The 20,913-nt window shown below is 58.6% G+C and carries 20 protein-coding genes; 10 read left to right on the plus strand and 10 right to left on the minus strand.

Translation table 11 applies throughout. The features are described from left to right. Positions 1-48: 48 nt before the first annotated feature. The 7 genes from mdtD (at position 49) to yegS (ending at position 7,175) form a co-directional block, all read left to right on the plus strand. Complete coding sequence (gene mdtD, locus AAE045_RS11985) at positions 49-1,464, plus strand: multidrug transporter subunit MdtD (protein WP_455547914.1); 1,416 nt, start codon at positions 49-51, stop codon at positions 1,462-1,464. Beyond that, the gene (gene baeS, locus AAE045_RS11990) at positions 1,461-2,858 is read left to right on the plus strand and encodes an envelope stress sensor histidine kinase BaeS (RefSeq protein WP_455547915.1); all 1,398 of its coding nucleotides are present in this window, start codon (positions 1,461-1,463) and stop codon (positions 2,856-2,858) included. The genes mdtD and baeS overlap by 4 nt, the downstream gene beginning before the upstream one ends. Further along, on the plus strand, positions 2,855-3,577 hold the full coding sequence (gene baeR, locus AAE045_RS11995; RefSeq protein WP_455547916.1) for an envelope stress response regulator BaeR: 723 nt from the start codon (positions 2,855-2,857) through the stop codon (positions 3,575-3,577). The genes baeS and baeR overlap by 4 nt, the downstream gene beginning before the upstream one ends. Before the next feature lie 121 nt (positions 3,578-3,698). Next, on the plus strand, positions 3,699-3,968 hold the full coding sequence (locus tag AAE045_RS12000) for a type II toxin-antitoxin system TacA family antitoxin (protein ID WP_455547917.1): 270 nt from the start codon (positions 3,699-3,701) through the stop codon (positions 3,966-3,968). A gap of 3 nt (positions 3,969-3,971) precedes the next feature. Further along, positions 3,972-4,496, plus strand: coding sequence for a GNAT family N-acetyltransferase (locus AAE045_RS12005; RefSeq protein ID WP_455547918.1), 525 nt, complete (start codon positions 3,972-3,974; stop codon positions 4,494-4,496). Positions 4,497-4,651: 155 nt separating this feature from the next. Beyond that, positions 4,652-6,013, plus strand: coding sequence for a prephenate-dependent tRNA uridine(34) hydroxylase TrhP (trhP, locus tag AAE045_RS12010; RefSeq protein ID WP_455547919.1), 1,362 nt, complete (start codon positions 4,652-4,654; stop codon positions 6,011-6,013). 262 nt (positions 6,014-6,275) lie between these two features. Further along, a complete protein-coding gene (gene yegS, locus AAE045_RS12015; protein ID WP_455547920.1) occupies positions 6,276-7,175 on the plus strand; it encodes a lipid kinase YegS in 900 nt (299 codons plus the stop codon). 36 nt (positions 7,176-7,211) lie between these two features. Here yegS and AAE045_RS12020 read toward each other — a convergent pair whose 3' ends face one another. The 7 genes from AAE045_RS12020 to fbaB all read right to left on the minus strand — a co-directional run bounded on the left by AAE045_RS12020 (position 7,212) and on the right by fbaB (position 14,992). Continuing rightward, complete coding sequence (locus tag AAE045_RS12020; RefSeq protein WP_455548063.1) at positions 7,212-7,985, minus strand: ABC transporter ATP-binding protein; 774 nt, start codon at positions 7,983-7,985, stop codon at positions 7,212-7,214. A gap of 15 nt (positions 7,986-8,000) precedes the next feature. Continuing rightward, positions 8,001-8,867 (minus strand): ABC transporter ATP-binding protein, encoded by an 867-nt coding sequence (locus AAE045_RS12025; RefSeq protein ID WP_455547921.1) that lies wholly within the window; start codon positions 8,865-8,867, stop codon positions 8,001-8,003. Beyond that, complete coding sequence (locus AAE045_RS12030; protein ID WP_455547922.1) at positions 8,839-9,744, minus strand: ABC transporter permease; 906 nt, start codon at positions 9,742-9,744, stop codon at positions 8,839-8,841. The genes AAE045_RS12025 and AAE045_RS12030 overlap by 29 nt, the downstream gene beginning before the upstream one ends. Then, positions 9,744-10,778, minus strand: a complete 1,035-nt coding sequence (locus AAE045_RS12035) for an ABC transporter permease (protein WP_455547923.1) — start codon at positions 10,776-10,778, stop codon at positions 9,744-9,746. Before AAE045_RS12035 ends, AAE045_RS12030 begins: the two co-directional genes overlap by 1 nt. Next, the gene (locus tag AAE045_RS12040; RefSeq protein WP_455547924.1) at positions 10,775-12,400 is read right to left on the minus strand and encodes an ABC transporter substrate-binding protein; all 1,626 of its coding nucleotides are present in this window, start codon (positions 12,398-12,400) and stop codon (positions 10,775-10,777) included. The genes AAE045_RS12035 and AAE045_RS12040 overlap by 4 nt, the downstream gene beginning before the upstream one ends. A 66-nt stretch (positions 12,401-12,466) precedes the next feature. Continuing rightward, positions 12,467-13,624 carry a mandelate racemase family protein gene (locus AAE045_RS12045; RefSeq protein ID WP_455547925.1) on the minus strand — a complete coding sequence of 386 codons (1,158 nt, stop codon included), beginning with the start codon at positions 13,622-13,624 and terminating at the stop codon, positions 12,467-12,469. A 315-nt stretch (positions 13,625-13,939) separates the two neighbouring features. Then, positions 13,940-14,992 carry a class I fructose-bisphosphate aldolase gene (fbaB, locus tag AAE045_RS12050; protein ID WP_455547926.1) on the minus strand — a complete coding sequence of 351 codons (1,053 nt, stop codon included), beginning with the start codon at positions 14,990-14,992 and terminating at the stop codon, positions 13,940-13,942. 271 nt (positions 14,993-15,263) lie between these two features. Between fbaB and AAE045_RS12055 the strand changes: the two genes are divergently transcribed. The 3 genes from AAE045_RS12055 to AAE045_RS12065 are packed head-to-tail and all read left to right on the plus strand — an operon-like array spanning position 15,264 to position 18,524. Further along, the gene (locus AAE045_RS12055) at positions 15,264-16,541 is read left to right on the plus strand and encodes a nucleoside permease (RefSeq protein WP_455547927.1); all 1,278 of its coding nucleotides are present in this window, start codon (positions 15,264-15,266) and stop codon (positions 16,539-16,541) included. Then, positions 16,541-17,554, plus strand: coding sequence for an ADP-ribosylglycohydrolase family protein (locus AAE045_RS12060; RefSeq protein ID WP_455547928.1), 1,014 nt, complete (start codon positions 16,541-16,543; stop codon positions 17,552-17,554). Before AAE045_RS12055 ends, AAE045_RS12060 begins: the two co-directional genes overlap by 1 nt. Further along, complete coding sequence (locus AAE045_RS12065; protein WP_455547929.1) at positions 17,544-18,524, plus strand: PfkB family carbohydrate kinase; 981 nt, start codon at positions 17,544-17,546, stop codon at positions 18,522-18,524. The genes AAE045_RS12060 and AAE045_RS12065 overlap by 11 nt, the downstream gene beginning before the upstream one ends. On the opposite strand, the gene AAE045_RS12070 is transcribed toward AAE045_RS12065, so the two are convergent. The 3 genes from AAE045_RS12070 to thiM all read right to left on the minus strand — a co-directional run bounded on the left by AAE045_RS12070 (position 18,498) and on the right by thiM (position 20,906). Next, complete coding sequence (locus tag AAE045_RS12070) at positions 18,498-19,244, minus strand: GntR family transcriptional regulator (protein WP_455547930.1); 747 nt, start codon at positions 19,242-19,244, stop codon at positions 18,498-18,500. The genes AAE045_RS12065 and AAE045_RS12070 overlap by 27 nt on opposite strands. Positions 19,245-19,311: 67 nt before the next feature. Continuing rightward, positions 19,312-20,121: a bifunctional hydroxymethylpyrimidine kinase/phosphomethylpyrimidine kinase gene (gene thiD / locus AAE045_RS12075; protein ID WP_455547931.1), complete on the minus strand. Its 810-nt coding sequence runs from the start codon at positions 20,119-20,121 to the stop codon at positions 19,312-19,314. Then, positions 20,118-20,906, minus strand: a complete 789-nt coding sequence (gene thiM, locus AAE045_RS12080; RefSeq protein WP_455547932.1) for a hydroxyethylthiazole kinase — start codon at positions 20,904-20,906, stop codon at positions 20,118-20,120. The genes thiD and thiM overlap by 4 nt, the downstream gene beginning before the upstream one ends. Between the last annotated feature and the right edge of the window lie 7 nt (positions 20,907-20,913).

Consider the following 20,913-nt stretch of genomic DNA (forward strand, 5'->3'; position numbering starts at 1 on the left):
TAGGGTGGATAAGCGTAAGCGTCATCCACCGATGAGGAATCAGATGAAATGACCGACCTGCCCGCTGCCGTCCGCTGGCAACTGTGGATTGTCGCCTTCGGCTTCTTTATGCAGTCGCTGGACACCACTATCGTGAACACCGCCCTGCCGTCGATGGCGGCAAGCCTGGGCGAAAGCCCGCTGCATATGCACTCGGTGATTGTCGCCTACGTGCTGACGGTGGCGGTGATGCTGCCCGCCAGCGGCTGGCTGGCGGACCGGGTTGGGGTGCGCAATATCTTCTTCACCGCCATCGTGCTGTTCACCGCAGGATCGCTGCTCTGCGCCCACTCCTCCACGCTCAACGAGCTGATTTTATCCCGCGTGGTGCAGGGGATTGGCGGCGCGATGATGGTGCCGGTGGGCAGGCTGACGGTGATGAAAATCGTCCCCCGCGAGCAGTACATGGCGGCGATGACCTTCGTGACTTTACCCGGTCAGATCGGCCCGCTGCTTGGCCCGGCGCTCGGCGGCCTGCTGGTTGAGTATGCTTCCTGGCACTGGATCTTCCTCATCAACCTGCCGGTGGGGATTATCGGCTGCATTGCTACGCTCTGGCTGATGCCCAACTACACCATGCAAACCCGGCGCTTCGACGCGTCGGGATTCCTGCTGCTGGCGTTTGGCATGGCGGCGCTGACCATCGCGCTGGACGGGCAAAAAGGGCTGGGCATTTCGTCACTGACGCTGGGCCTGCTGGTTGCTGGCGGCGTGCTGTCGATGCTGCTCTACCTCTGGCATGCCAGAGGCAACGAGAACGCCCTGTTTAACCTCAACCTGTTCAAAACCCGCACCTTCTCCCTCGGCCTGTTCGGCAGCTTCTGCGGCCGTATCGGCAGCGGGATGCTGCCGTTTATGACGCCGGTGTTTTTACAGATTGGCCTGGGCTTCTCCCCTTTCCACGCCGGGCTGATGATGGTGCCGATGGTACTGGGCAGCATGGGCATGAAGCGCATCGTGGTGCAGGTGGTCAACCGCTTCGGCTACCGTAACGTGCTGGTTGCCTCCACGCTGGGGCTGGCGCTGGTTATCCTGCTGTTTATGGCCACCGCGCTGCTGGGCTGGTATTACCTGCTGCCGGTGGTGCTGTTTATCCTCGGTATGGTGAACTCGACGCGCTTCTCGTCGATGAACACCCTGACGCTGAAAGATCTCCCGGACGATCTCGCCAGCGGCGGCAACAGTATGTTGTCGATGGTGATGCAGCTCTCCATGAGTATCGGCGTCACCGTCGCCGGGATGCTGCTTGGCATGTACGGTCACCATCAGCTCACCCCGGACAGCGGCGTGGTGCATACCGTCTTCCTCTACACGTATTTAAGCATGGCGGTGATTATCGCCCTTCCCGCGCTGGTCTTCGCCCGCGTTCCTAAGGACACCAGCAAAAACGTCATTATTGCGCGACGCAAAAGGAAACAATCATGAAACTCTGGCGGCCGGGCATTACCGGGAAACTGTTTCTTGCCATCTTCTCAACCTGCCTGCTGGTGCTGGCGATTATGCACTGGGGCGTGCGGCTGAGCTTCGAGCGGGGCTTCATCGACTACATTAAACACGGCAACGAGCAGCGGCTGGAGATGCTGAGCGACGCGCTTGGCGAGCAGTACGCCCTGCACGGCAACTGGCAGTTCCTGCGCCATAACGACCGCTTTGTCTTTCAGATCCTCAGATCCTTCGAACACGACGAAGATGCCAATAACCCAAAAATGCCGCCCCACGGCTGGCGCACCCAGTTCTGGGTTATGGACCAGGACTACAAGGTGCTTGTTGGCCCGCGCGGCCCGGTGCCGCCTGACGGTACCCGCCGGGCGATTAAAGTCGACGGGCGCAATGCGGGCTGGGTCATCGCCTCCCCCGTCGAGCGGCTGACGCGCAATACCGACATTAACTTTGACCGCCAGCAGCGCCGCACGAGCTGGATCATCGTCGCGCTTTCTACTTTGCTTGCCGCAGCGGCGACGTTCCTGCTCGCGCGCGGCCTGCTCGCCCCGGTCAAAAAACTGGTGGAAGGCACGCATAAGCTCGCGGCGGGCGACTTTACGACGCGGGTAGCCTCCACCAGCCAGGACGAACTGGGCAAGCTGGCGCAGGACTTTAACCAGCTCGCCAGCACGCTTGAGAAAAACCACAACATGCGCCGCGCCTATATGGCCGATATCTCCCACGAACTGCGCACGCCGCTGGCGATTCTGCGCGGCGAGCTGGAAGCTATTCAGGACGGCGTCAGGAAATTCACTCCGGATTCCGTGGCCTCGCTGCAGATGGAGGTCGCCACGCTGACCAAGCTGGTTGACGACCTGCACCAGCTGTCGATGTCCGACGAAGGCGCGCTGGCGTACCAGAAAAAATCTCTCGATATCATTAACCTGCTTGAAGTGGTTGCGGGAGCGTTCCGCCAGCGCTTTGACTCGCGTGGCCTGAGCATTCGTCTGGCCCTGCCCGACAACGTGACCATTTTTGGCGACGGCGACCGCCTGATGCAGCTGTTTAACAACCTGCTGGAAAACAGCCTGCGCTATACCGACGCGGGCGGCCAGCTGCTGATTTCCGGTGAGGTCAGCCAGCAGCGGTTCGTGATGACCTTCGCCGACAGCGCGCCGGGCGTGAATGACGAGCAGCTGAATATGCTTTTTGACCGCTTTTACCGCACGGAAGGCTCGCGCAACCGCGCCAGCGGCGGCTCCGGCCTGGGGCTGTCCATCTGCCAGAACATTGTTGCCGCCCACGGCGGCACGCTGACGGCGGGCCATTCGCCTTTCGGCGGCGTCAGCATTACAGTAGAGTTACCGCTGGATCCAGAATCACAGAGGAACGTATGACCGAATTCCCGCTTGATGAAAATGCGCCACGCATTCTGATTGTTGAAGATGAACCGAAGCTCGGACAGCTGCTGGTGGATTACCTTCGCGCCGCCAGCTACGCGCCAACGCTGATTACCCACGGTAACGACGTGCTGCCTTACGTACGCCAGACGCCGCCGGATCTGATCCTGCTGGATCTGATGCTCCCGGGCACCGACGGGCTGACGCTGTGTAAAGAGATCCGCCGCTTCTCTGAAATCCCCATCGTGATGGTGACCGCCAAAATCGAAGAGATCGACCGCCTGCTGGGGCTGGAAATCGGTGCGGATGACTACATCTGCAAGCCCTACAGCCCGAGGGAAGTCGTGGCGCGGGTGAAAACGATTCTGCGCCGCTGTAAGCGCCAGCAGGAACCGATCCCGGCGGGAGAAGAAAGCCCGCTTATCATCGACGAAGGACGCTTTCAGGCAAGCTGGCGCGAAAAGGTGCTCGACCTGACTCCGGCAGAATTCCGGCTGCTGAAAACCCTCTCCCACGAGCCGGGCAAAGTCTTTTCCCGCGAAATGCTGCTCAACCAGCTTTACGATGACTATCGTGTGGTGACCGACCGCACCATCGACAGCCATATCAAGAACCTGCGCCGCAAACTAGAAGCGCTGGACGAAGAGCAGTCGTTTATCCGCGCCGTCTACGGCGTGGGCTACCGCTGGGAAGCAGACGCCTGCCGGATGGCCTAGGGAATAACTGCGGCGGTTGAAAAATAAGGCTGAGCGGGATAGATTATCTGTACGGAAAAAATCCGTACAGATTTCGATAACGTAACAGCAGGCTACAATCTGGTAGCCACGGGAACTGCAAATGTCTGCACTAAAGAAACAGCGCATCGATCTGAGATTAAGCGACGCGGATAAAAGCCTGATAGAAGAAGCTGCGGCAATGAATAACCAGACCCTTACCCAGTTTATGGTTAGCTGCGCTTCAGAGCGCGCGGCGGAGGTCATTGAGCAACATCGCCGACTGGTTCTCAACGAAGAATCATTCAACCTGGTCATGGATGCCATCGCTAACCCACCGGCACCAAACGAGAAACTGAAACAAGCAGCTAAACGTCTACAAGACAGGGAGTGATCCGTGGACGACCTGACAATTGAAATTTTTACTGCAGCGACCGGGTATGAGCTGAGCACATTTGACTGTGGAGAAGCCGCGTTGAACGCATTCTTAACCGATCATCTGCAGCGTCAGCATGACGGGAAAATACTGCGCGCTTACGTACTTAGAACAAAAAACTCTCCCTATAAAGTGCTGGGTTTCTATACCTTGTCAGGTAGCTGTTTCGAAAAAGCGTCACTTCCTTCTAAAACTCAACAAAAAAGAGTGCCTTACCGGAATGTACCCAGCGTTACGCTCGGGCGTCTTGCCGTCGATAAGTCACTTCAGGGCAACGGCTGGGGCTCAACTTTAGTTTCGCACGCCATGAAAGTAGTTTTTGCCGCTTCGCAGGCGGTCGGCATTCACGGCCTGTTTGTGGAAGCCCTTAACGACAGCGCCCGCAATTTTTATATCAGCCTTGGCTTTGTTCCTCTGGTTGGTGCGAACGGACACTCGCTCTTTTTCCCGACTAAATCAATCGAGATGCTTTTCAGTAATCATTAACCCACACCCTCTCTGTAAGACAGGAACGCCCTTCACAGTGGTTTCCGGAAACAATTAGCGCTACAATTCCCGCCCTAAAAGTGTGGCAATCCCACCTTCGATTAACCGCTTCACCCGGTGAGGCGGTTCTGACCTGACATCAGAACGAGAACATCATGTTTAAACCAGAGCTTCTTTCCCCGGCGGGAACGCTGAAAAATATGCGTTTCGCTTTCGCCTACGGCGCCGATGCCGTTTACGCGGGCCAGCCGCGCTACAGCCTGCGCGTGCGTAACAACGAGTTCAACCACGAAAACCTTCAGCTCGGCATCAACGAAGCCCACGCGCTCGGTAAAAAATTCTACGTGGTGGTGAACATCGCCCCGCATAACGCCAAGCTAAAAACTTTTATCCGTGACCTGAAACCCGTTGTGGAAATGGGGCCGGATGCGCTGATCATGTCTGACCCGGGCCTGATTATGATGGTGCGCGAAGCCTTCCCTGAGATGGACATCCACCTGTCCGTGCAGGCGAACGCCGTGAACTGGGCGACGGTAAAATTCTGGAAGCAGATGGGCCTGACCCGCGTCATTCTTTCCCGCGAGCTGTCGCTGGACGAAATCGCCGAAATTCGTGAGCAGGTGCCGGAAATGGAGCTGGAAATCTTCGTTCACGGCGCGCTGTGCATGGCCTACTCCGGCCGCTGCCTGCTGTCCGGCTACATCAACAAGCGCGATCCTAATCAGGGCACCTGCACCAACGCCTGCCGTTGGGAATACAAGGTTGAGGAAGGTAAAGAGGATGACGTGGGCAACATCGTCCATCTTCACGAGCCTATCCCGGTACAGAATATTGAACCTACGCTGGGCGTCGGCGCGCCTACGGATAAGGTCTTTATGATGGAAGAGGCCAAACGTCCGGGCGAGTACATGACCGCCTTTGAAGACGAACACGGCACCTACATCATGAACTCCAAAGATCTGCGCGCCATCGAACACGTGGAGCGCCTGACCAGAATGGGCGTTCACTCGCTGAAAATCGAAGGCCGTACCAAGTCTTATTACTACTGCGCGCGCACCGCACAGGTTTACCGCCGTGCCATTGACGACGCCGCCGCGGGTAAACCGTTTGACCCGACGCTGCTGCAAACCCTGGAAGGCCTGGCCCACCGTGGCTATACCGAAGGCTTCCTGCGTCGCCATACCCATGACAGCCACCAGAACTACGAATACGGCCACTCCATCTCCGACACCCAACAGTTTGTCGGCGAGTTTACCGGTGAGCGCCGTGGCGACCTGGCTGCGGTGGCGGTTAAGAACAAGTTCCTGCTGGGGGATAGCCTTGAGCTGATGACCCCGCAGGGCAACGTAACCTTTACCCTCGAAGTGCTGGAAAACGGCAAAGCCCAGCCGATTGAGGTCGCACCCGGCGACGGCCATACCGTATGGTTGCCTGTTCCTCAGGACGTAGCGTTAGATTTTGCACTGCTGATGCGCAACTTTGATGGTCAGACCACGCGAAATCCGCATACTAACTAGTTAATTACGGTTATTTTTTCAGGCTGGGATAATTCTTAGAAACCGATCACACACCGCTTCGTCTGAGTTGGTTATTATCGCCGGGCTGAAAAACATAACCCATAAATGCTAGTTGTACCAGGAACCACCTCCTTGGCCCGCGCAATCTCCCTTGCGCGGGCCTTCTTTTTGCGCGTCATCCCGAATAATTCAGCCAGTTCTTACCCGTCCCGGCCCGGCATAGGATACACTTTCGGCACGACTGAAATTCCCGAGGTATGCCATGGAGAAGTTCCCGGAATCGCTAGTGATCCTCAACGGCAAAGGTGCCAATAACGACGTTCTGCGCAGCGCGGTAAACATCATGCGCGACGAAGGTTATCAGCTGCATCTGCGAGTGACCTGGGAGTATGGCGATGCGGCCCGTTACGTCGATGAAGCGATTGCGCTGGGCGTCGATACGGTGATTGCAGGCGGCGGGGACGGCACCATCAACGAGGTGGCTACGGCTCTGGCGCAGCGCCCGCAGGAAAATCGCCCTGCCCTCGGCATTCTTCCCTTAGGTACGGCCAACGATTTCGCCACCAGCGTCGGCATCCCCGACGAGCTGGATAAGGCCCTGCAGCTGGCGATGGTCGGCCGCGCTTTTGATATCGACCTGGTTGAAGTGAATAAATCTTCTTTCTTTATCAACATGGCAACCGGCGGCTTCGGCACGAAAATTACCACCGAAACGCCGGAGAAATTAAAAGCGGCGCTGGGCGGCGTCTCATACTTTATTCACGGCCTGCTGCGCATTGATACGCTAAAGCCGGACCGCTGCGAAATTCGCGGCGAAAACTTCAGCTGGGAAGGCGACGCGCTGGTGATCGGTATTGGCAACGGGCGTCAGGCCGGCGGCGGGCAGCAGCTTTGTCCGCAGGCGTTAATTAACGACGGCCAGCTGGATCTGCGTATTTTTACCGGCGAAGAGCTGCTGCCCGCGCTGTTAACCACCCTCACCCGCCCGGAAGACAACCCGAATATTATCGACGGGCAGTCCTCCTGGTTTGAAATCACCGCCCCGCACGACATTACTTTTAACCTGGACGGCGAGCCGCTCAAAGGCCGCGAGTTCCGCATTGAGGTTCATCCTGCCGCCCTGCGCTGCCGCCTGCCGCCAAACTGTCCGCTGGTAGGTTAAACCCGATGCGCCGGGAAACCGGCGTATCGGCACTCGTTAAAACTTCGCCACCCTGCTCGCCATTTCCCGGCTGTACTGCCGACTGGCATTGACCAGCATCTGCGTGTAATCCACCCTCGCTTTTCCCGATATCAAGTCTTCCGTGCCTATCGTCTCCAGAATTTTGCCATGCTGCATCACCGCTACCCGATGGCATAGATGCGCAATCACCCCTAAATCGTGCGTGACCATTAAATAGGTGAGTTTCGACTCCTGCTGTAAATCCGCCAGTAAATTGAGGATCTCCGCCTGCACTGAAACATCCAGCGCGGACGTCGGTTCATCGAGCAATAACACCTGCGGCTCAAGTATTAATGCGCGCGCAATCGCCACGCGCTGACGCTGGCCGCCGGAAAGCTGGTGGGGATAGCGGCTGCGAAAAGCGCGGTTTAGCCCGACTTTATCGAGTATGGAATGAATCCGCCGCTCCCGTTCGCTGAAGCCCTGAATAACCAACGGCTCCTCCAGGATATCGCCAACGGTATGGCGGGGATGCAGCGACCCGTAGGGATCCTGAAAAACCATCTGTACCAGGCGGCAGCGTTCGCGGTTAATACTGTGCCCCAGCGCCGAGCCGTTGATGGCCAGCTCACCTTGCCAGTGGGTAAACAGCCCGGCCAGGCACTTGAGCACCGTGGTTTTCCCGGAGCCGGACTCCCCGACCAGGCCGAAGATTTCTCCCCGCGCCACGCTAAAATTCACGTCAAACAGAACCTGGTTGGTTTTTGTTCCTTCACCAAAGGTTAAATTGAGCTGGCTGACCGCAATCATCGACATAATTACCCCTTATTCACTAAGCCAGCTGGCCTGGCGCTGTAATACCGGCAGATGATCCCGGCGTTTATCCATATCCGGCAGCGCGTTGATAAGCCCCTGGGTGTAAGGATGCCGCGCATTATGCAATTCATCAGCGGCAATGGACTCAACTACACGCCCGGCGTACATCACCAGCACCCGATCGCAGAAGCTGCGCACCAGGTTGATATCATGGCTGATAAAAATCAGCCCCAGCCCGCGCGACTGCACTAAATCATCCAGCAGCGCCAGCACCTGCAAACGCACTGACACGTCCAGCGCGGAAGTCGGTTCGTCGGCAATCACCATTTCCGGGTCGGTAATCAGCATCATGGCAATCATGATCCGCTGCCCCTGCCCGCCGGACACCTCATGGGGATAGAGGTGGTAAACGCGTTCCGGCTGGCGAATGCGCACCACTTCCAGCATTTCCAGCACCTTTTGCTTCGCTTCTTTATGCCCGACGCGATGGTGCGTCAGCCACGCTTCCGCAATTTGATCCCCGACGCACATCACCGGGTTCAGGGAGTATTTCGGATCCTGCATAATCATGGAAATGCGCCTGCCTCTTACCTCTCGCATTTGTGCGTCCGTCGCGCGCAGCAGATCAATATCGCCAAACTGCATGCGTTCGGCGGTAATCTGCGCTTTGGAAGGATGAAGCTGTAGCAAGGCGCGCCCCACCGTGGATTTACCGGAGCCGGACTCGCCGACAATGGCCAGCTTCTCGCGGCCAAGCTGGAAGGAAACGCCACGCACCGCGTGGGTTTGCTGGCGGCCATTAACGAACGTTACGTTCAGGTCGCGTACGTCAAGCAGTGCTGGCGAGCTATTCGCCGCGCGGATCGAGGATGTCACGTAGGCCGTCTCCCAGAAAATTAAATGCCAGGCTGTTGATGAGGATCGCCAGCCCCGGAATGGTTACTACCCACCAGCACTCCATCATGTAGGTGCGTCCGCTCGAAATCATCGCCCCCCACTCAGGATCGGGCGGCTGCGCGCCAAGCCCCAGAAAGCCCAGCCCAGCGGCGGTGAGAATAATGCCCGCCATGTTCATGGTGATGCGAATAATCACCGAGGGCATGCACAGCGGCACGATATGCCGCCACAGCACGCGAACCGGCGACGCGCCCTGTAGGCGAACGGCAGAGATAAAATCTGCCTGCCGTAATGAGAGCGTTTCGGCGCGGGCAAGACGGGCAATGGGCGGCCAGGCGGTGAGCGTAATCGCAATAACAACGTGCTCAAGGCCTGGGCCCAGGGCGGCGACAAAAGCCAGCGCCAGCACAAGGCTCGGGAAGGAGATAAAAATATCGGTGATGCGCATCAGCACCATATCAACCCTGCCGCCGAAGTAACCGGCCGTGACGCCAAGCAGCAGGCCAAGCGGCCCGACGGTTATCGACACCAGCAGCACGATGTAGAGGGTAATGCGCGAGCCATAAACCAGACGGCTGAATATGTCGCGTCCAAACTCATCCGTGCCGAACCAGTGCGTCGCGCCCGGCGGACTTAACGCGTGGTTGAGATCCTGAACCAGCGGGTTAAACGGTGCAATCCAGGGGGCAAAAATCGCCACCATCAGCAGCAGGAAGACAATTGCCCCGCCGATTGCCGTCAGCGGATTGCGCGCCATCTTGCCGATGAATCCCCAGGTTCGCATGACCGCGCGCCTGAAGGACTGAGCGCGTTCATCTGCCCGGGTAATCTGAGGCGTACCAAAGGAAACGGTCATCATTTCGTCCTCGGATCAAAGAGTTGATAAAGCATGTCCGACAGCAGGTTAAGCAGCACGAAGATCGCCCCGACTACCAGCACGCAGCCCATTACCGCATTCATATCCCCAAGCAGCAGGCTGCCCGTCAGATAGGAGCCAAATCCCGGCCAGGAGAAGACGGTTTCGATAAGCACCGCCCCCTCCAGCAATGAGCCGTAAGCCAGCGCGACCACCGTCAGAAGCTGTACAAGAATATTGCGGAAGGCGTGATTCCAGATAACCTGCCGCTCGGTCAGCCCCTTTACGCGGGCGGTAATGATGAACTCCTGCGAGAGCTGCGCCAGCATAAAGCTGCGCGTCATGCGGCTGATGTAGGCCAGGGAGTGAAAGCCCAGCAGGCACGCGGGCAGAACCAGATGATTCAGCGCGTTAAAAAATACGCTGCCGTTGCCGGCCAGCAACGCATCCACCAGCAGCAGCCCGGTGCGGCGCGGCACTAAGCCATCCAGCCCCAGGTCAATACGTCCCGCACCGCCCACCCAGCCAAGCCAGGCGTAAAACAGCAGCAGACCCATCATCCCCACCCAGAAAATCGGCGTGGAGTAGCCAGCCAGGCTGATAATACGCACCGCATAATCGACAATACTGTTGCGGCGAGCGGCGGCCCAGACTCCAAGCGGAATGCCAAGGCCCGCGCCGACAACGATCGCCACCGTTGCCAGTTCAAGCGTGGCCGGGAAGACCCGCAGGATATCGTCCAGCACCGGCTTTCCGGTCAGCAGCGCGTTGCCCAGGTCGCCGTGCAGCAGGCCGCCCAGATAAATCCAGAACTGCGTGGCCAGCGATTTGTCGAACCCAAGCTGGTGGTAAACCTGCTGATAGGTGCTCTGGTCCGCGTCCGGGCCGACAATCGCCAGTACGGGGTCGATGGGCATCACCCGCCCTATGAAGAAGGTCAGCAACAGCAGGCCAAACAGGGTAATAAGTACCTGACCGACGCGGCGGGAAAAGCGCCGGGTGCGACCGCCCGGCGCAAGCAGAATCATGCTCATGATTTATCCTCCCCGGCAGGCGATTTATAAACATCGCGCAGGAACGTTGTCGCTGACGGGTGCGGCTGATAGTTATGCACCTCTTTGCGAACCACCACGGAATCCACCATTTGTGAAACGGGCAGCAGCGCCGGAATTAATGTGTCATAGCGCACCTGAATCGCCTGATACTCTTCCTGCTGCCTGCGCGGATCGCGTTCCACAAGCGCCCGGTCTATCTGCTGATTGAGCGTTTTGTCGTAGAAGCTGGTGCGCCAGCCCTGGAAGTTGGTCAGCCGGGCGGCATCGCTGTTATCCGGGTTATAAACCAGCGACCGCAGGCTGGAGTGAGGATGAGGCTCCACGCCGCTGCCGCCGCGCCCGACCAGCATGTCGAACCGGCGCTCGCGCATCGCGCCGTAAATCTGGTTGCCGGTACCGGTGATGATTTTCGCGTTAATACCCGCCTGCATCAGCGTCGACTGCACGGCTATAGCAATATTCAGGAAAGGCTGATCGGCAAGCACGCGCAGCGTGGTATCAAACCCGTCAGGATACCCGGCCTCGGCCAGCAGCTTCTTCGCGCGCGGCACGTCCAGAGCGTAGCCAGGGTCGGGCAGCGTGGCGGGCATGCCGGACTGGATTGGCCGCTGGTGCAGCACGCCGTAACCCGGCATCAGCGCTTTGTTAATCCCCTGATAATCAATCAGGTAGCGCACGGCTTCGCGCACCTTCGGGTTAGCAAAATGCGCCTCTTTCATGCTCATCGCCACGTAGTAAATCGTCCCTTTTTTGACGGCGTCAACCGTCAGGTCGGGATCTTCCCGCAGGGCGTTGACGTCCGACACCGCCATATTGCTGGCGATATCCAGATCCCCTTTAGCAATCATCAGCCGCAGCGTCTGGGACTCCTGAAAATGGCGGAACACCACGCGGCTTAACTTTGGCTCGCCGCGCCAGTATTCAGGATTGCGCTTCATACGCAGGACATCTTTCGCCTGCCAGACTTCCAGGCTGAACGGCCCTGACCCGGCTTCGTTGGTCGCAAGCCAGCGGTTGCCCCAGTCATTATTCTGTACGTGCTGCTGCACGGTCTTGCTGTCGAGCACCACTACGCTGCCCAGCGCCGCCAGCGAGTAAATCACCAGCTGAGGATCGTTGGCTTTCGGCAGGGTAATTTCCACCGTTGAGGCATCCGGCGCTTTGACGTGCTCATCGACGTTTTGCTTAGTGAAGCCGTAAGATTTCCAGACGGACGCCTGGGCAAGGTTCAGATGCAATACGCGGCGCATCGACCAGACGACATCATCGGCGGTCAAAGCATTTCCGGAGTGAAACTTCACCCCGTCGCGCAGATGGAAAGTCAGGCGGTTGCCGTCCTCTGACACAGCCCAGGACGTTGCCAGCGCCGGGCGCACATGCGTAAGCTGCGCGGGATCCAGCTCCACCAGCGAATCATAGAGATTAACCACCAGCCCAACGACCTCGTTACCGGTCATGGCGGCCGGATCGAGCGTCAGCAGGTTGTTCATATTCATGCCGATAATCAGCTGGTCGGGGGGCGTTTTTGCCACCGCCGACGCGCTACCGAACATGAAAAGGAGCGTGAGCAGCCACGCCCCCGGTCGGGAGCTTCTGTTCATATTGGATACCGTTTGTAGGGTCAGTTTTCCCCGGCGTCATTCGCGCCGGGATTGTTATGTTTGCGATTATTCGTCGCGGCTGACGGTATGCGTCTCTATGTAATCAAAATTGATGTCTTCCCCAAGCCCAGGGCGCTGCGGCAGATGTACAAAACCTTCAGAGTCCATCGGGTCGACGATGCTGTTGAGGTAAGCGGCTGGCTCATCGTATTCGAGGAACGGATGCAGCAGACCCCGCTCGTACCAGCGGCAGTTACGAATAGCCCCGACAACGGCAAGGCTCGCCGCCCCGTTGCCGTGCACCTCGCAGTCCATGCCGTAGGCTTCTGCCAGGCCGGCAACTTTCATGCAGGGGGAGATCCCGCCCACGCCGTTTGCCCCCGCCCGCAGGATGTCGCAGGCACCGGCCTTAACCCAGTCGGCCCGGCTGTGGTGTTTGCCGCCCAGGCTCTCCGGGCCCACCACATCGATGGATAAATTCTCCGCAAGCCACACGTAGGAGGCCATGCTCTCCTCTTCCATCGGCTCTTCGAACCAGGCAAAGTTGAGCTTCTCCAGCGCCTTGCCGATATACAGCGCCTGGCTGCGGCTGTACCAGTGGTAGCCGTCGAGCATCAGATCAATGTCCGGCCCCACCGCCTCACGCACCGCCGCGCAGGCTTTTACATCCATCTTTGGATCGGGTGCAAACGCCACCGGCGGCATCCAGGTATGCAGCTTGATGGCCTTGTAGCCCCGCGCCACCAGCTTTTCGGCAAACTGGCCGAACTCATCCGGCGTGGAAAGCCCGCCCGCCAGCTCGTCCCCGCACATGGTGCTGCCGTAAGCGGGAACCTTATCGCGATAACCACCGAGCAGCTTATAGACCGGCACTTTCAGCCTGCGGCCAATCAAATCCCACAGCGCCTGCTCAACGAATGAGAGTGCGCGTTCGGTTAGCTGGTGCGCGCTACCGCGCTGCCAGTGCACAAGATCCTGCCAGATACGCTCACGGTTGAAGGGGTCCTGCCCTACCAGCACCTTGCGGAAGAAGGCGTTTACCACATAAGGGCGAACCACCTCCGGCGGAGCGAAAGAGTAACCACAGTCTCCTTCATCAGTCGTAATGGTCAGCATCGCCATTTTTGCCAGGCTCTCTTCACCCGGGTGCGAATGCCCAGCGCTGTCGGCAACGCGGCGGGTTGGATAGGTAAAAACGGTCACATTTACAGAGGTAATTTTCACAATCGTGGATGTCCTTTTTTAACGACGAATTCGGTTAATCGGTGCCACTTCTGCTGCAAAAACGGAACGATATCGGAAGGAAGGCGGGCCTGACTCAAAATTTAAAACAGCGTTTCAGCAACAACTTTATGCGTAAAATTTCGCCTTCGCCTCGTTCAAAGGTGCGTAAATGACGGCCATTTTTTGGACATGTGCACAAGGTGGCGTGACACTTTTCACAAATTGTTATCGAATTGTGACGGGATTAACGATGTAAAAAGAGGGGGGATGAGCAGGAACCCCTCTCCTGAACAGAGAGGGGGTTACAACCTATCGTCAGGCGATGGTGACCTTGCCGTCCAGATAAACATCCTGTACGGCGTTGATCAGCTTCACGCCGTCGGCCATGGATTTCTTGAACGCCTTACGTCCCAGAATCAGGCCCATGCCGCCCGCGCGCTTGTTGATGACGGCGGTGCGCACGGCGTCGGTCAGATCCGTTTCTCCCCCAGCCGCGCCGCCGGAGTTAATCAATCCCGCGCGTCCCATATAGCAGTTTGCCAGCTGGTAGCGCACCAGATCGATGGGGTTATCGCTGGTCAGTTTGCTGTAGACGCGGTCGTCGGTATAGCCGAAGTTCACGGCTTTATAGCCGCCGTTGTTCTCGGCCATTTTCTGCTTCACGATGTCCGCGCCAATCGTTGCCGCAAGGTGGTTGGCCTGCCCGGTCAGATCCGCGCTGACGTGATAATCCACGCCGTCTTTCTTGAAATCTGAGTTACGCAGATAGGCCCACAGCACGGTCACCAGGCCCAGCTCGTGGGCGCGCTCGAAGGCGCTGGAGATCTCTTCTATCTGGCGGCGGGACTCCGGGGAGCCGAAGTAAATCGTCGCCCCTACCGCCACCGCGCCCATATTAAAAGCCTGCTCAACGCTTGCGTACAGCGTCTGGTCGTAGGTTGTCGGGTAGCTCAGGGTTTCGTTGTGGTTCAGCTTCACCAGGAAAGGAATGCGGTGGGCGTAGCGGCGAGAAACCGAAGCCAGCACGCCGTAGGTTGAGGCCACGCAGTTACAGCCCGCTTCAATTGCCAGCTCGACGATGTTCTTCGGATCGAAATAGAGAGGGTTAGCCGCAAACGATGCCCCGGCGGAGTGTTCTACGCCCTGGTCTACCGGCAAAATAGACAGATACCCCGTCCCGGCCAGCCGCCCGGTGTTATAGAGCGTCTGCATGTTTCGCAGCACCGCAGGCGGGCGGTTGTTGTCCACCATCACGCGGTCTACGTAATCCGAGCCGGGCAGGTAAAGCTGTTCTGCCGGAATAGTCATACAACGATGCTGTAATAGGCCGTCGGCGTCTTTGCCAAGCAGCTGCGCAATATCAGTCATAATAAGCTCCCGTAAGGTCAGCGAGCGGCCTGCCCGCTGAGGATAAATGTCCTGGCCCTGAGCGTCGCAAAGGGCAGTCCTAAGCCTGGTAGCGACTCGCGTCCTTCGCCAGCATAAGGAGCACTTTCGGCCTGTTCCGACCTGTAACGCCAGGCGGCCAGCGGCGCTATTTTTGCAACGGCGGTCATAGAATTCGCGCAAAGGTATTTAAAAGGTATTATTGAATGGTAGGGTTAAGGTGTACCCACCGCCGATTGTGAAGGACGTAAAAATGAAACGTACAACAATAAGCCTTTCATTCATGATGTTTATCGAATGGTTCATCTGGGGCGCCTGGTTTGTGCCCCTGTGGCTGTTCCTGAGTAAAAGCGGCTTTAGCGCCTCGGAGATAGGCTGGTCCTATGCCTGCACGGCTATCGCCGCCATTCTGTCGCCGATTCTGGTTGGTTCGCTGACGGACAGATTCTTCGCCGCGCAAAAGGTGCTGGCCCTGCTGATGTTCGTCGGTGCCGTGCTGATGTTCTTCGCCGCGCAGCAAACCGAGTTCAGCACCTTCTTCCCCCTGCTGCTGGCCTACTCGCTGACCTATATGCCTACCATCGCGCTCACTAACAGCATCGCGTTTTCCAACGTTGACGACGTGGAGCGCGAATTCCCCCGCATCCGCGTGATGGGCACCATCGGCTGGATTGCCTCCGGCGTCGCCTGCGGATTCCTGCCGCAGATGCTCGGCTATAGCGATATTTCGCCAACTAACGTTCCCCTGCTCATTACCGCAGCCAGCTCCCTGCTGCTGGGCTTCTTCGCCCTGACGCTGCCGAACACGCCGCCGAAAAGCACCGGCAAACTGAGCCTGAAGGTGATGCTGGGCCTGGACGCTATCGTGCTGCTCAAGGACAGGAACTTCCTGGTCTTCTTCATCTGCTCGTTTCTGTTCGCCATGCCGCTGGCCTTCTATTACATCTTCGCCAACGGCTACCTGACCGAAGTCGGCATGCATAACGCCACCGGCTGGATGACGCTGGGCCAGTTCTCTGAAATCTTCTTCATGCTGGCGCTGCCCTTCTTCACCAAACGCTTTGGTATTAAAAAGGTTCTGCTGCTTGGGCTGGTGACCGCCGCCATCCGCTATGGCTTCTTCGTTTACGGCGGGGCCGACCATATCTTCACCTATGGCCTGCTGTTCCTGGGCATTTTGCTGCACGGCGTGAGCTACGACTTCTACTACGTCACCGCCTATATCTACGTGGATAAGAAAGCGCCGGTATACATGCGTACCACCGCGCAGGGGCTGATTACCCTTTGCTGTCAGGGCTTCGGCAGCCTGCTGGGCTACAGCCTCGGCGGCAAAATGATGGAGAAACTGTTCGCCTACCCGACGCCGGTTAACGGCCAGAGCTTTAACTGGGCGGGAATGTGGGGCTTTGGCGCCGTGATGATCGCGCTTATCGCCGTGCTGTTTATCGTCTTCTTCCGGGAGTCGGACAAAGAGATTGCCACCATTGCCGTTGCCGGCAGTGAATCTGAAAAAGCTTTAAAGGAAGCATAATGATGGAAAATCGTATTCTTGGGGCCTTCTACGGCCAGGCGCTGGGCGACGCGATGGGTATGCCGTCAGAACTCTGGCCGCGATCCCGCGTTAAGGCACACTTCGGCTGGATTGACCGTTTCCTGCCGGGGCCTGCGGAAAACAACGCCGCCTGCTACTTTGACCGCGCCCGCTTCACCGACGATACCTCCATGGCGCTGGCGCTGGCGGATGCCATCATTGAGCATGACGGAAAAATCAATCCCGATACCATCGGCCAGCATATTTTGCGCTGGGCTGAGGGCTTCGATGCGTTCAATAAAAATGTGCTCGGACCAACGTCGAAAATCGCGCTGCGGGCAATTAAAGAAGGTACGCCGGTCAGCGAGCTGGAAAACAACGGCGTGACCAACGGAGCCGCCATGCGCGCCTCCCCGCTGGGCTGCCTGCTGCCAACGCATTCGCTGGATGCGTTTATCGATGAAGTGGCGGCCGCCTCCAGCCCGACGCATAAATCAGATCTCGCTATTGCGGGCGCGGTGGTAATCGCCTGGGCCGTCTCAAAAGCGATTGAAGGAGCGGACTGGAAAACGATTTGCGATGAGCTGCCTGCCGTTGCCCGTCATGCACAAGAGAGGAAAGTGACCACTTTTAACGCCTCCCTGGGCGCGCGTATCGAGCTGGCGCTGGACGTGGCCAGAACCGCGCGCGGCACGGAGTCCGGCATGGAGACGGTTTATCAGCTGATTGGCACGGGCACCAGCACCATTGAGTCCGTTGCGGCGGCGGTTGCCATGGTCGAACTCGCGCAGACCGACGCAAACCGCTGCGCGATTTTATGCGCCAACCTGGGCGGCGACACGGATACGATTGGCGCAATGGCGACGGCGATCTGCGGCGCGCTGAACGGCGTGGAAAGTATCGATCCGGCGCTGAAAGCCGAGCTGGATGACGTTAACCAGCTCGACTTCACCCGCTACAGCCGCATCTTTATGGGCTATCGCAAGCTTCGGGAGGCGAAAGATGCAGGCTAATGAACTGCGCGAGCGGCTGCCGGAGCTGGCCGCCAGACGCCCGGTTTGCGTACTGGGCTCGGCTGTAATCGACGTGATTGCCGATGCCTACTCCCTGCCGTGGCGCGGCTGCGATATAGAGCTCCAGCAGCAGAGCGTTAATATTGGCGGCTGCGCGCTAAACATCGCCCTTACGCTGTCGCGTTTAGGCGTTGAGGCGAAGAACGCCCTCCCCGTCGGCGTGGGCACCTGGGCCTCCATTATCCGCAGCAGCCTGCAGGCGCAGGGCATCCAAAGTGAGATTCATACCGATGAAGGCGATAACGGCTGGTGCCTGGCGCTGGTCGAGCCGGACGGCGAACGGACGTTTATGTCGTTCAGGGGCGTCGAGCATCAGTGGAATCAGGGGTGGCTTGACCGGCTTGATCTTGCCCCCCGTACGCTGCTGTCGCTTTCGGGCTATCAGCTGGCGGGGCCGTGCGCGGAGCTGCTGGTCAGCTGGCTCGAAACGCTTGAGGGCGTGACGCCTTATATCGACTTCGGGCCGCGCATCGCCGATATTCCCGCCCCGCTGCTGGAGAGGATCATGGCCTGCAAACCCATCATCTCCCTCAATCGTCAGGAGGCCGCCGTGGTCGCCGGGTGGCTGGATGTGCCGCCGCAGGATATGCAGGAAATATGCAGCGCCTGGCTGGTTCGCTTTGGCTCACCGCTGATTGTGCGTCTCGATAAAGAAGGTGCCTGGTTCGCCTGCGCCGAGGGGATTGCGCTGGCAGCGCCGTTCCCGACAAAGGTGGTGGATACGATTGGTGCTGGTGACAGCCACGCGGGCGGCACGCTGGCAGGTCTTGCCGCGGGCTGGCGCCTGGGTGATGCGGTTTGTCTGGGGAATGCCGTGGCTTCGTGGGTTGTCGGCCACCGCGGCGGCGACTGCGCCCCAACCTACGCCGAGCTGAACGAAGCCCTACTCCTCGCAGACGAACACGTATAAATCGCTGCGGCAGTAGCTGATGCTGTACTCGATGGGCCGGTTGTGCGGATCGAACGCCACCTGTTTGATCACCAGAACCGGCACCGGCGTTTCCAGTTTAATATGCGCCTGGAACTCGCTGTCCGGCATCCTGGCGCTGACCCGGCTGCGGGTGCGCTGGGGGATAATATTGCGGCTGCGGAAATAGTCGTAAAGCGAAACGCCGATGTCATCCGCATCCGCAATCAGCTCCCCCGGCACGTAGGACTCCTCAATGGAAACCGCGTCCTCATCCACATAGCGAATGCGCTTCAGCAGAAACACATCGCTGTTTACGGGCAGCTTCAGCTGCTCGGCGACTTCCGCGTCGCACTGCACCACGCGCTTGTTCACCCACAGCGTATCAGGCTTTTTGCCGCGCAAAATGACCTGCTGCGAGAAGCCGCGCGCCTCTTTGAGAGAGTATTCAAAGGTATTATTAATCTGCGTGCCGTACCCCCGGGAGCGCGTCACAACCCCCTCATCCTCCAGCGCCTGCATCGCCTTACGTACCGTAATGCGGGACACGCCCGTCAGCTGGCTGAGATCCCGCTCGCCGGGCAGGATATTTCCCTGTGGCAGGGCGCCGCTGCGCACCGCCGACTTCACCGTCTCGGCGAACCTGAGATACAGCGGCGTGTTGTCCGCAGCGGTTAATCGCTGGCGGAGCTGTTCCACTAGCTGGGTATGAGCCTGTTCCATAAACAAAAATGTCCGGGGGATGAAGTAACGCCATTATAGCCCAATGGGCTTAGCGTGCTATTACCCCTTACCACCATTCATGAAAATGATGTACCGGGCCAATCCCCTGCCCGACCTCCAGGGAATCGGCCTGCTCCAGCGCTTTTGACAGCCATTTTTTCGCCGCGTCTATTGTCTGCGGCCAGTCGTCATAACGCGGACGAAGTGCGGCCAGCGCCGCAGAAAGCGTACAGCCCGTACCATGTGTGTGACGGGTTTGCACTCTTGGTGCGGTAAAACGGCGTGCTCCCTCTCGCGTAAACAGCCAGTCCGGGCTTTCGGCATCGTCAAGGTGGCCGCCCTTCATCAGCACCGCCCGGCAGCCCATCGCCAGCAAAGCATCGCCCTGCTCCTTCATCTCTTTTTCACTGATTGCCTGTGGCGCGTCCAGCAGCGCTGCCGCCTCCGGAAGATTCGGCGTAATTAAAGCTACCTGGGGCAGCAGGCGGCGGCGCAGGCTTTCCACCGCCGACGGGGCAAGCAGCGGATCGCCGCTTTTCGCCAGCATCACCGTATCCAGCACCACATTTTGCGCCTTATAGAATGCGAGCCGCCCGGCCACCGCCTCGACGATATCCGTTTCGGCCAGCATGCCAATTTTGATGGTATCAATGCGCACATCGCTCAGCACCGAATCCAGCTGTGCCGCCACGAAATCAGGCTCAATACGATAAACCGACTGCACGCCCCGGGTGTTTTGCGCCACCAGCGCAGTAATGACGCTTGTGCCATACGCGCCGAGCGCGGAGAAGGTTTTTAAATCCGCCTGGATACCTGCGCCACCGCTGGGATCCGTCCCGGCAATCGTCAGGGCGTTAACACGTTTTAAGCCCTTCATGCCAGAGCCTCCGGTTGAAGATGGTAAAGCGCGTCCAGGAAGGCCGGAATGAAGCTGCCGGGGCCGCTGCTGGCAGCAACCGCCTGGCCGCCCGCAAGTTTCATAATCTGGCAGGCGGAGGCGACGTTATCGAGCAGCGAGCCCGGCAAGGCGCTACAGGCAGCAACCACGGCGGAGAGCGCGCAGCCCGTGCCCACCACGCGCGTCATCAATTTGTCCCCGCCAGCGATTGCCCAGGTTTTTAGCCCGTCGGTCACATAGTCGCGCTCACCCGTAACGGCGACGATAGCTCCGGTTTGCAGGGCAAGCTGCCGGGCGGCAGGCAGTGCGCTAAGGGCATCATCGGTACTGTCCACGCCGCGCCCACCGGTATTCACACCGGCCAGAGCAAGGATTTCAGAGGCATTACCGCGAATGACAGCAGGATGCAGCGCAAGGATTTCGCGGGCAAACTGGCTACGGAAAGCAAGGCCGCCAACGGCAACGGGGTCAAGTACCCAGGGCGTAGAAGATTTATCAGCGGAGTGAATGGCAGCGAGCATCGCATGGCTGCGTTCAGCGGTCAGCGTCCCGATGTTAATTAATAAAGCGCTGGCCGCAGCGCTAAACTGCGCGGCCTCTTCGGCCTCGATCACCATTGCAGGTGAGGCGCCAATGGCGAGCAAAACGTTAGCGGTGAAGTTCTGCACCACATCGTTAGTCATGCAGTGGACCAGTGGGGACGCAAGACGTAATTGGGTTAAAACAGATGCGGCACGATGGCCGGGTAGCAGGTCAGGTTGCATTGCAGGC

It is taken from the genome of Dryocola clanedunensis, assembly GCF_038405435.1.
In the GTDB taxonomy this organism is placed as follows: domain Bacteria; phylum Pseudomonadota; class Gammaproteobacteria; order Enterobacterales; family Enterobacteriaceae; genus Dryocola; species Dryocola clanedunensis_A.

Excerpts from the sequence above, each read along its gene's own strand:
- mdtD (WP_455547914.1), top strand. The coding sequence starts at position 49 with ATGACCGACCTGCCCGCTGCCGTCCGCTGGCAACTGTGGATTGTCGCC.
- baeS (WP_455547915.1), top strand. The coding sequence starts at position 1,461 with ATGAAACTCTGGCGGCCGGGCATTACCGGGAAACTGTTTCTTGCCATC.
- baeR (WP_455547916.1), top strand. The coding sequence starts at position 2,855 with ATGACCGAATTCCCGCTTGATGAAAATGCGCCACGCATTCTGATTGTT.
- AAE045_RS12000 (WP_455547917.1), top strand. The coding sequence starts at position 3,699 with ATGTCTGCACTAAAGAAACAGCGCATCGATCTGAGATTAAGCGACGCG.
- trhP (WP_455547919.1), top strand. The coding sequence starts at position 4,652 with ATGTTTAAACCAGAGCTTCTTTCCCCGGCGGGAACGCTGAAAAATATG.
- yegS (WP_455547920.1), top strand. The coding sequence starts at position 6,276 with ATGGAGAAGTTCCCGGAATCGCTAGTGATCCTCAACGGCAAAGGTGCC.
- AAE045_RS12020 (WP_455548063.1), bottom strand. The coding sequence starts at position 7,985 with ATGATTGCGGTCAGCCAGCTCAATTTAACCTTTGGTGAAGGAACAAAA.
- AAE045_RS12030 (WP_455547922.1), bottom strand. The coding sequence starts at position 9,744 with ATGACCGTTTCCTTTGGTACGCCTCAGATTACCCGGGCAGATGAACGC.
- AAE045_RS12035 (WP_455547923.1), bottom strand. The coding sequence starts at position 10,778 with ATGAGCATGATTCTGCTTGCGCCGGGCGGTCGCACCCGGCGCTTTTCC.
- AAE045_RS12040 (WP_455547924.1), bottom strand. The coding sequence starts at position 12,400 with ATGAACAGAAGCTCCCGACCGGGGGCGTGGCTGCTCACGCTCCTTTTC.
- fbaB (WP_455547926.1), bottom strand. The coding sequence starts at position 14,992 with ATGACTGATATTGCGCAGCTGCTTGGCAAAGACGCCGACGGCCTATTA.
- AAE045_RS12055 (WP_455547927.1), top strand. The coding sequence starts at position 15,264 with ATGAAACGTACAACAATAAGCCTTTCATTCATGATGTTTATCGAATGG.
- AAE045_RS12060 (WP_455547928.1), top strand. The coding sequence starts at position 16,541 with ATGATGGAAAATCGTATTCTTGGGGCCTTCTACGGCCAGGCGCTGGGC.
- AAE045_RS12065 (WP_455547929.1), top strand. The coding sequence starts at position 17,544 with ATGCAGGCTAATGAACTGCGCGAGCGGCTGCCGGAGCTGGCCGCCAGA.
- AAE045_RS12070 (WP_455547930.1), bottom strand. The coding sequence starts at position 19,244 with ATGGAACAGGCTCATACCCAGCTAGTGGAACAGCTCCGCCAGCGATTA.
- thiD (WP_455547931.1), bottom strand. The coding sequence starts at position 20,121 with ATGAAGGGCTTAAAACGTGTTAACGCCCTGACGATTGCCGGGACGGAT.
- thiM (WP_455547932.1), bottom strand. The coding sequence starts at position 20,906 with ATGCAACCTGACCTGCTACCCGGCCATCGTGCCGCATCTGTTTTAACC.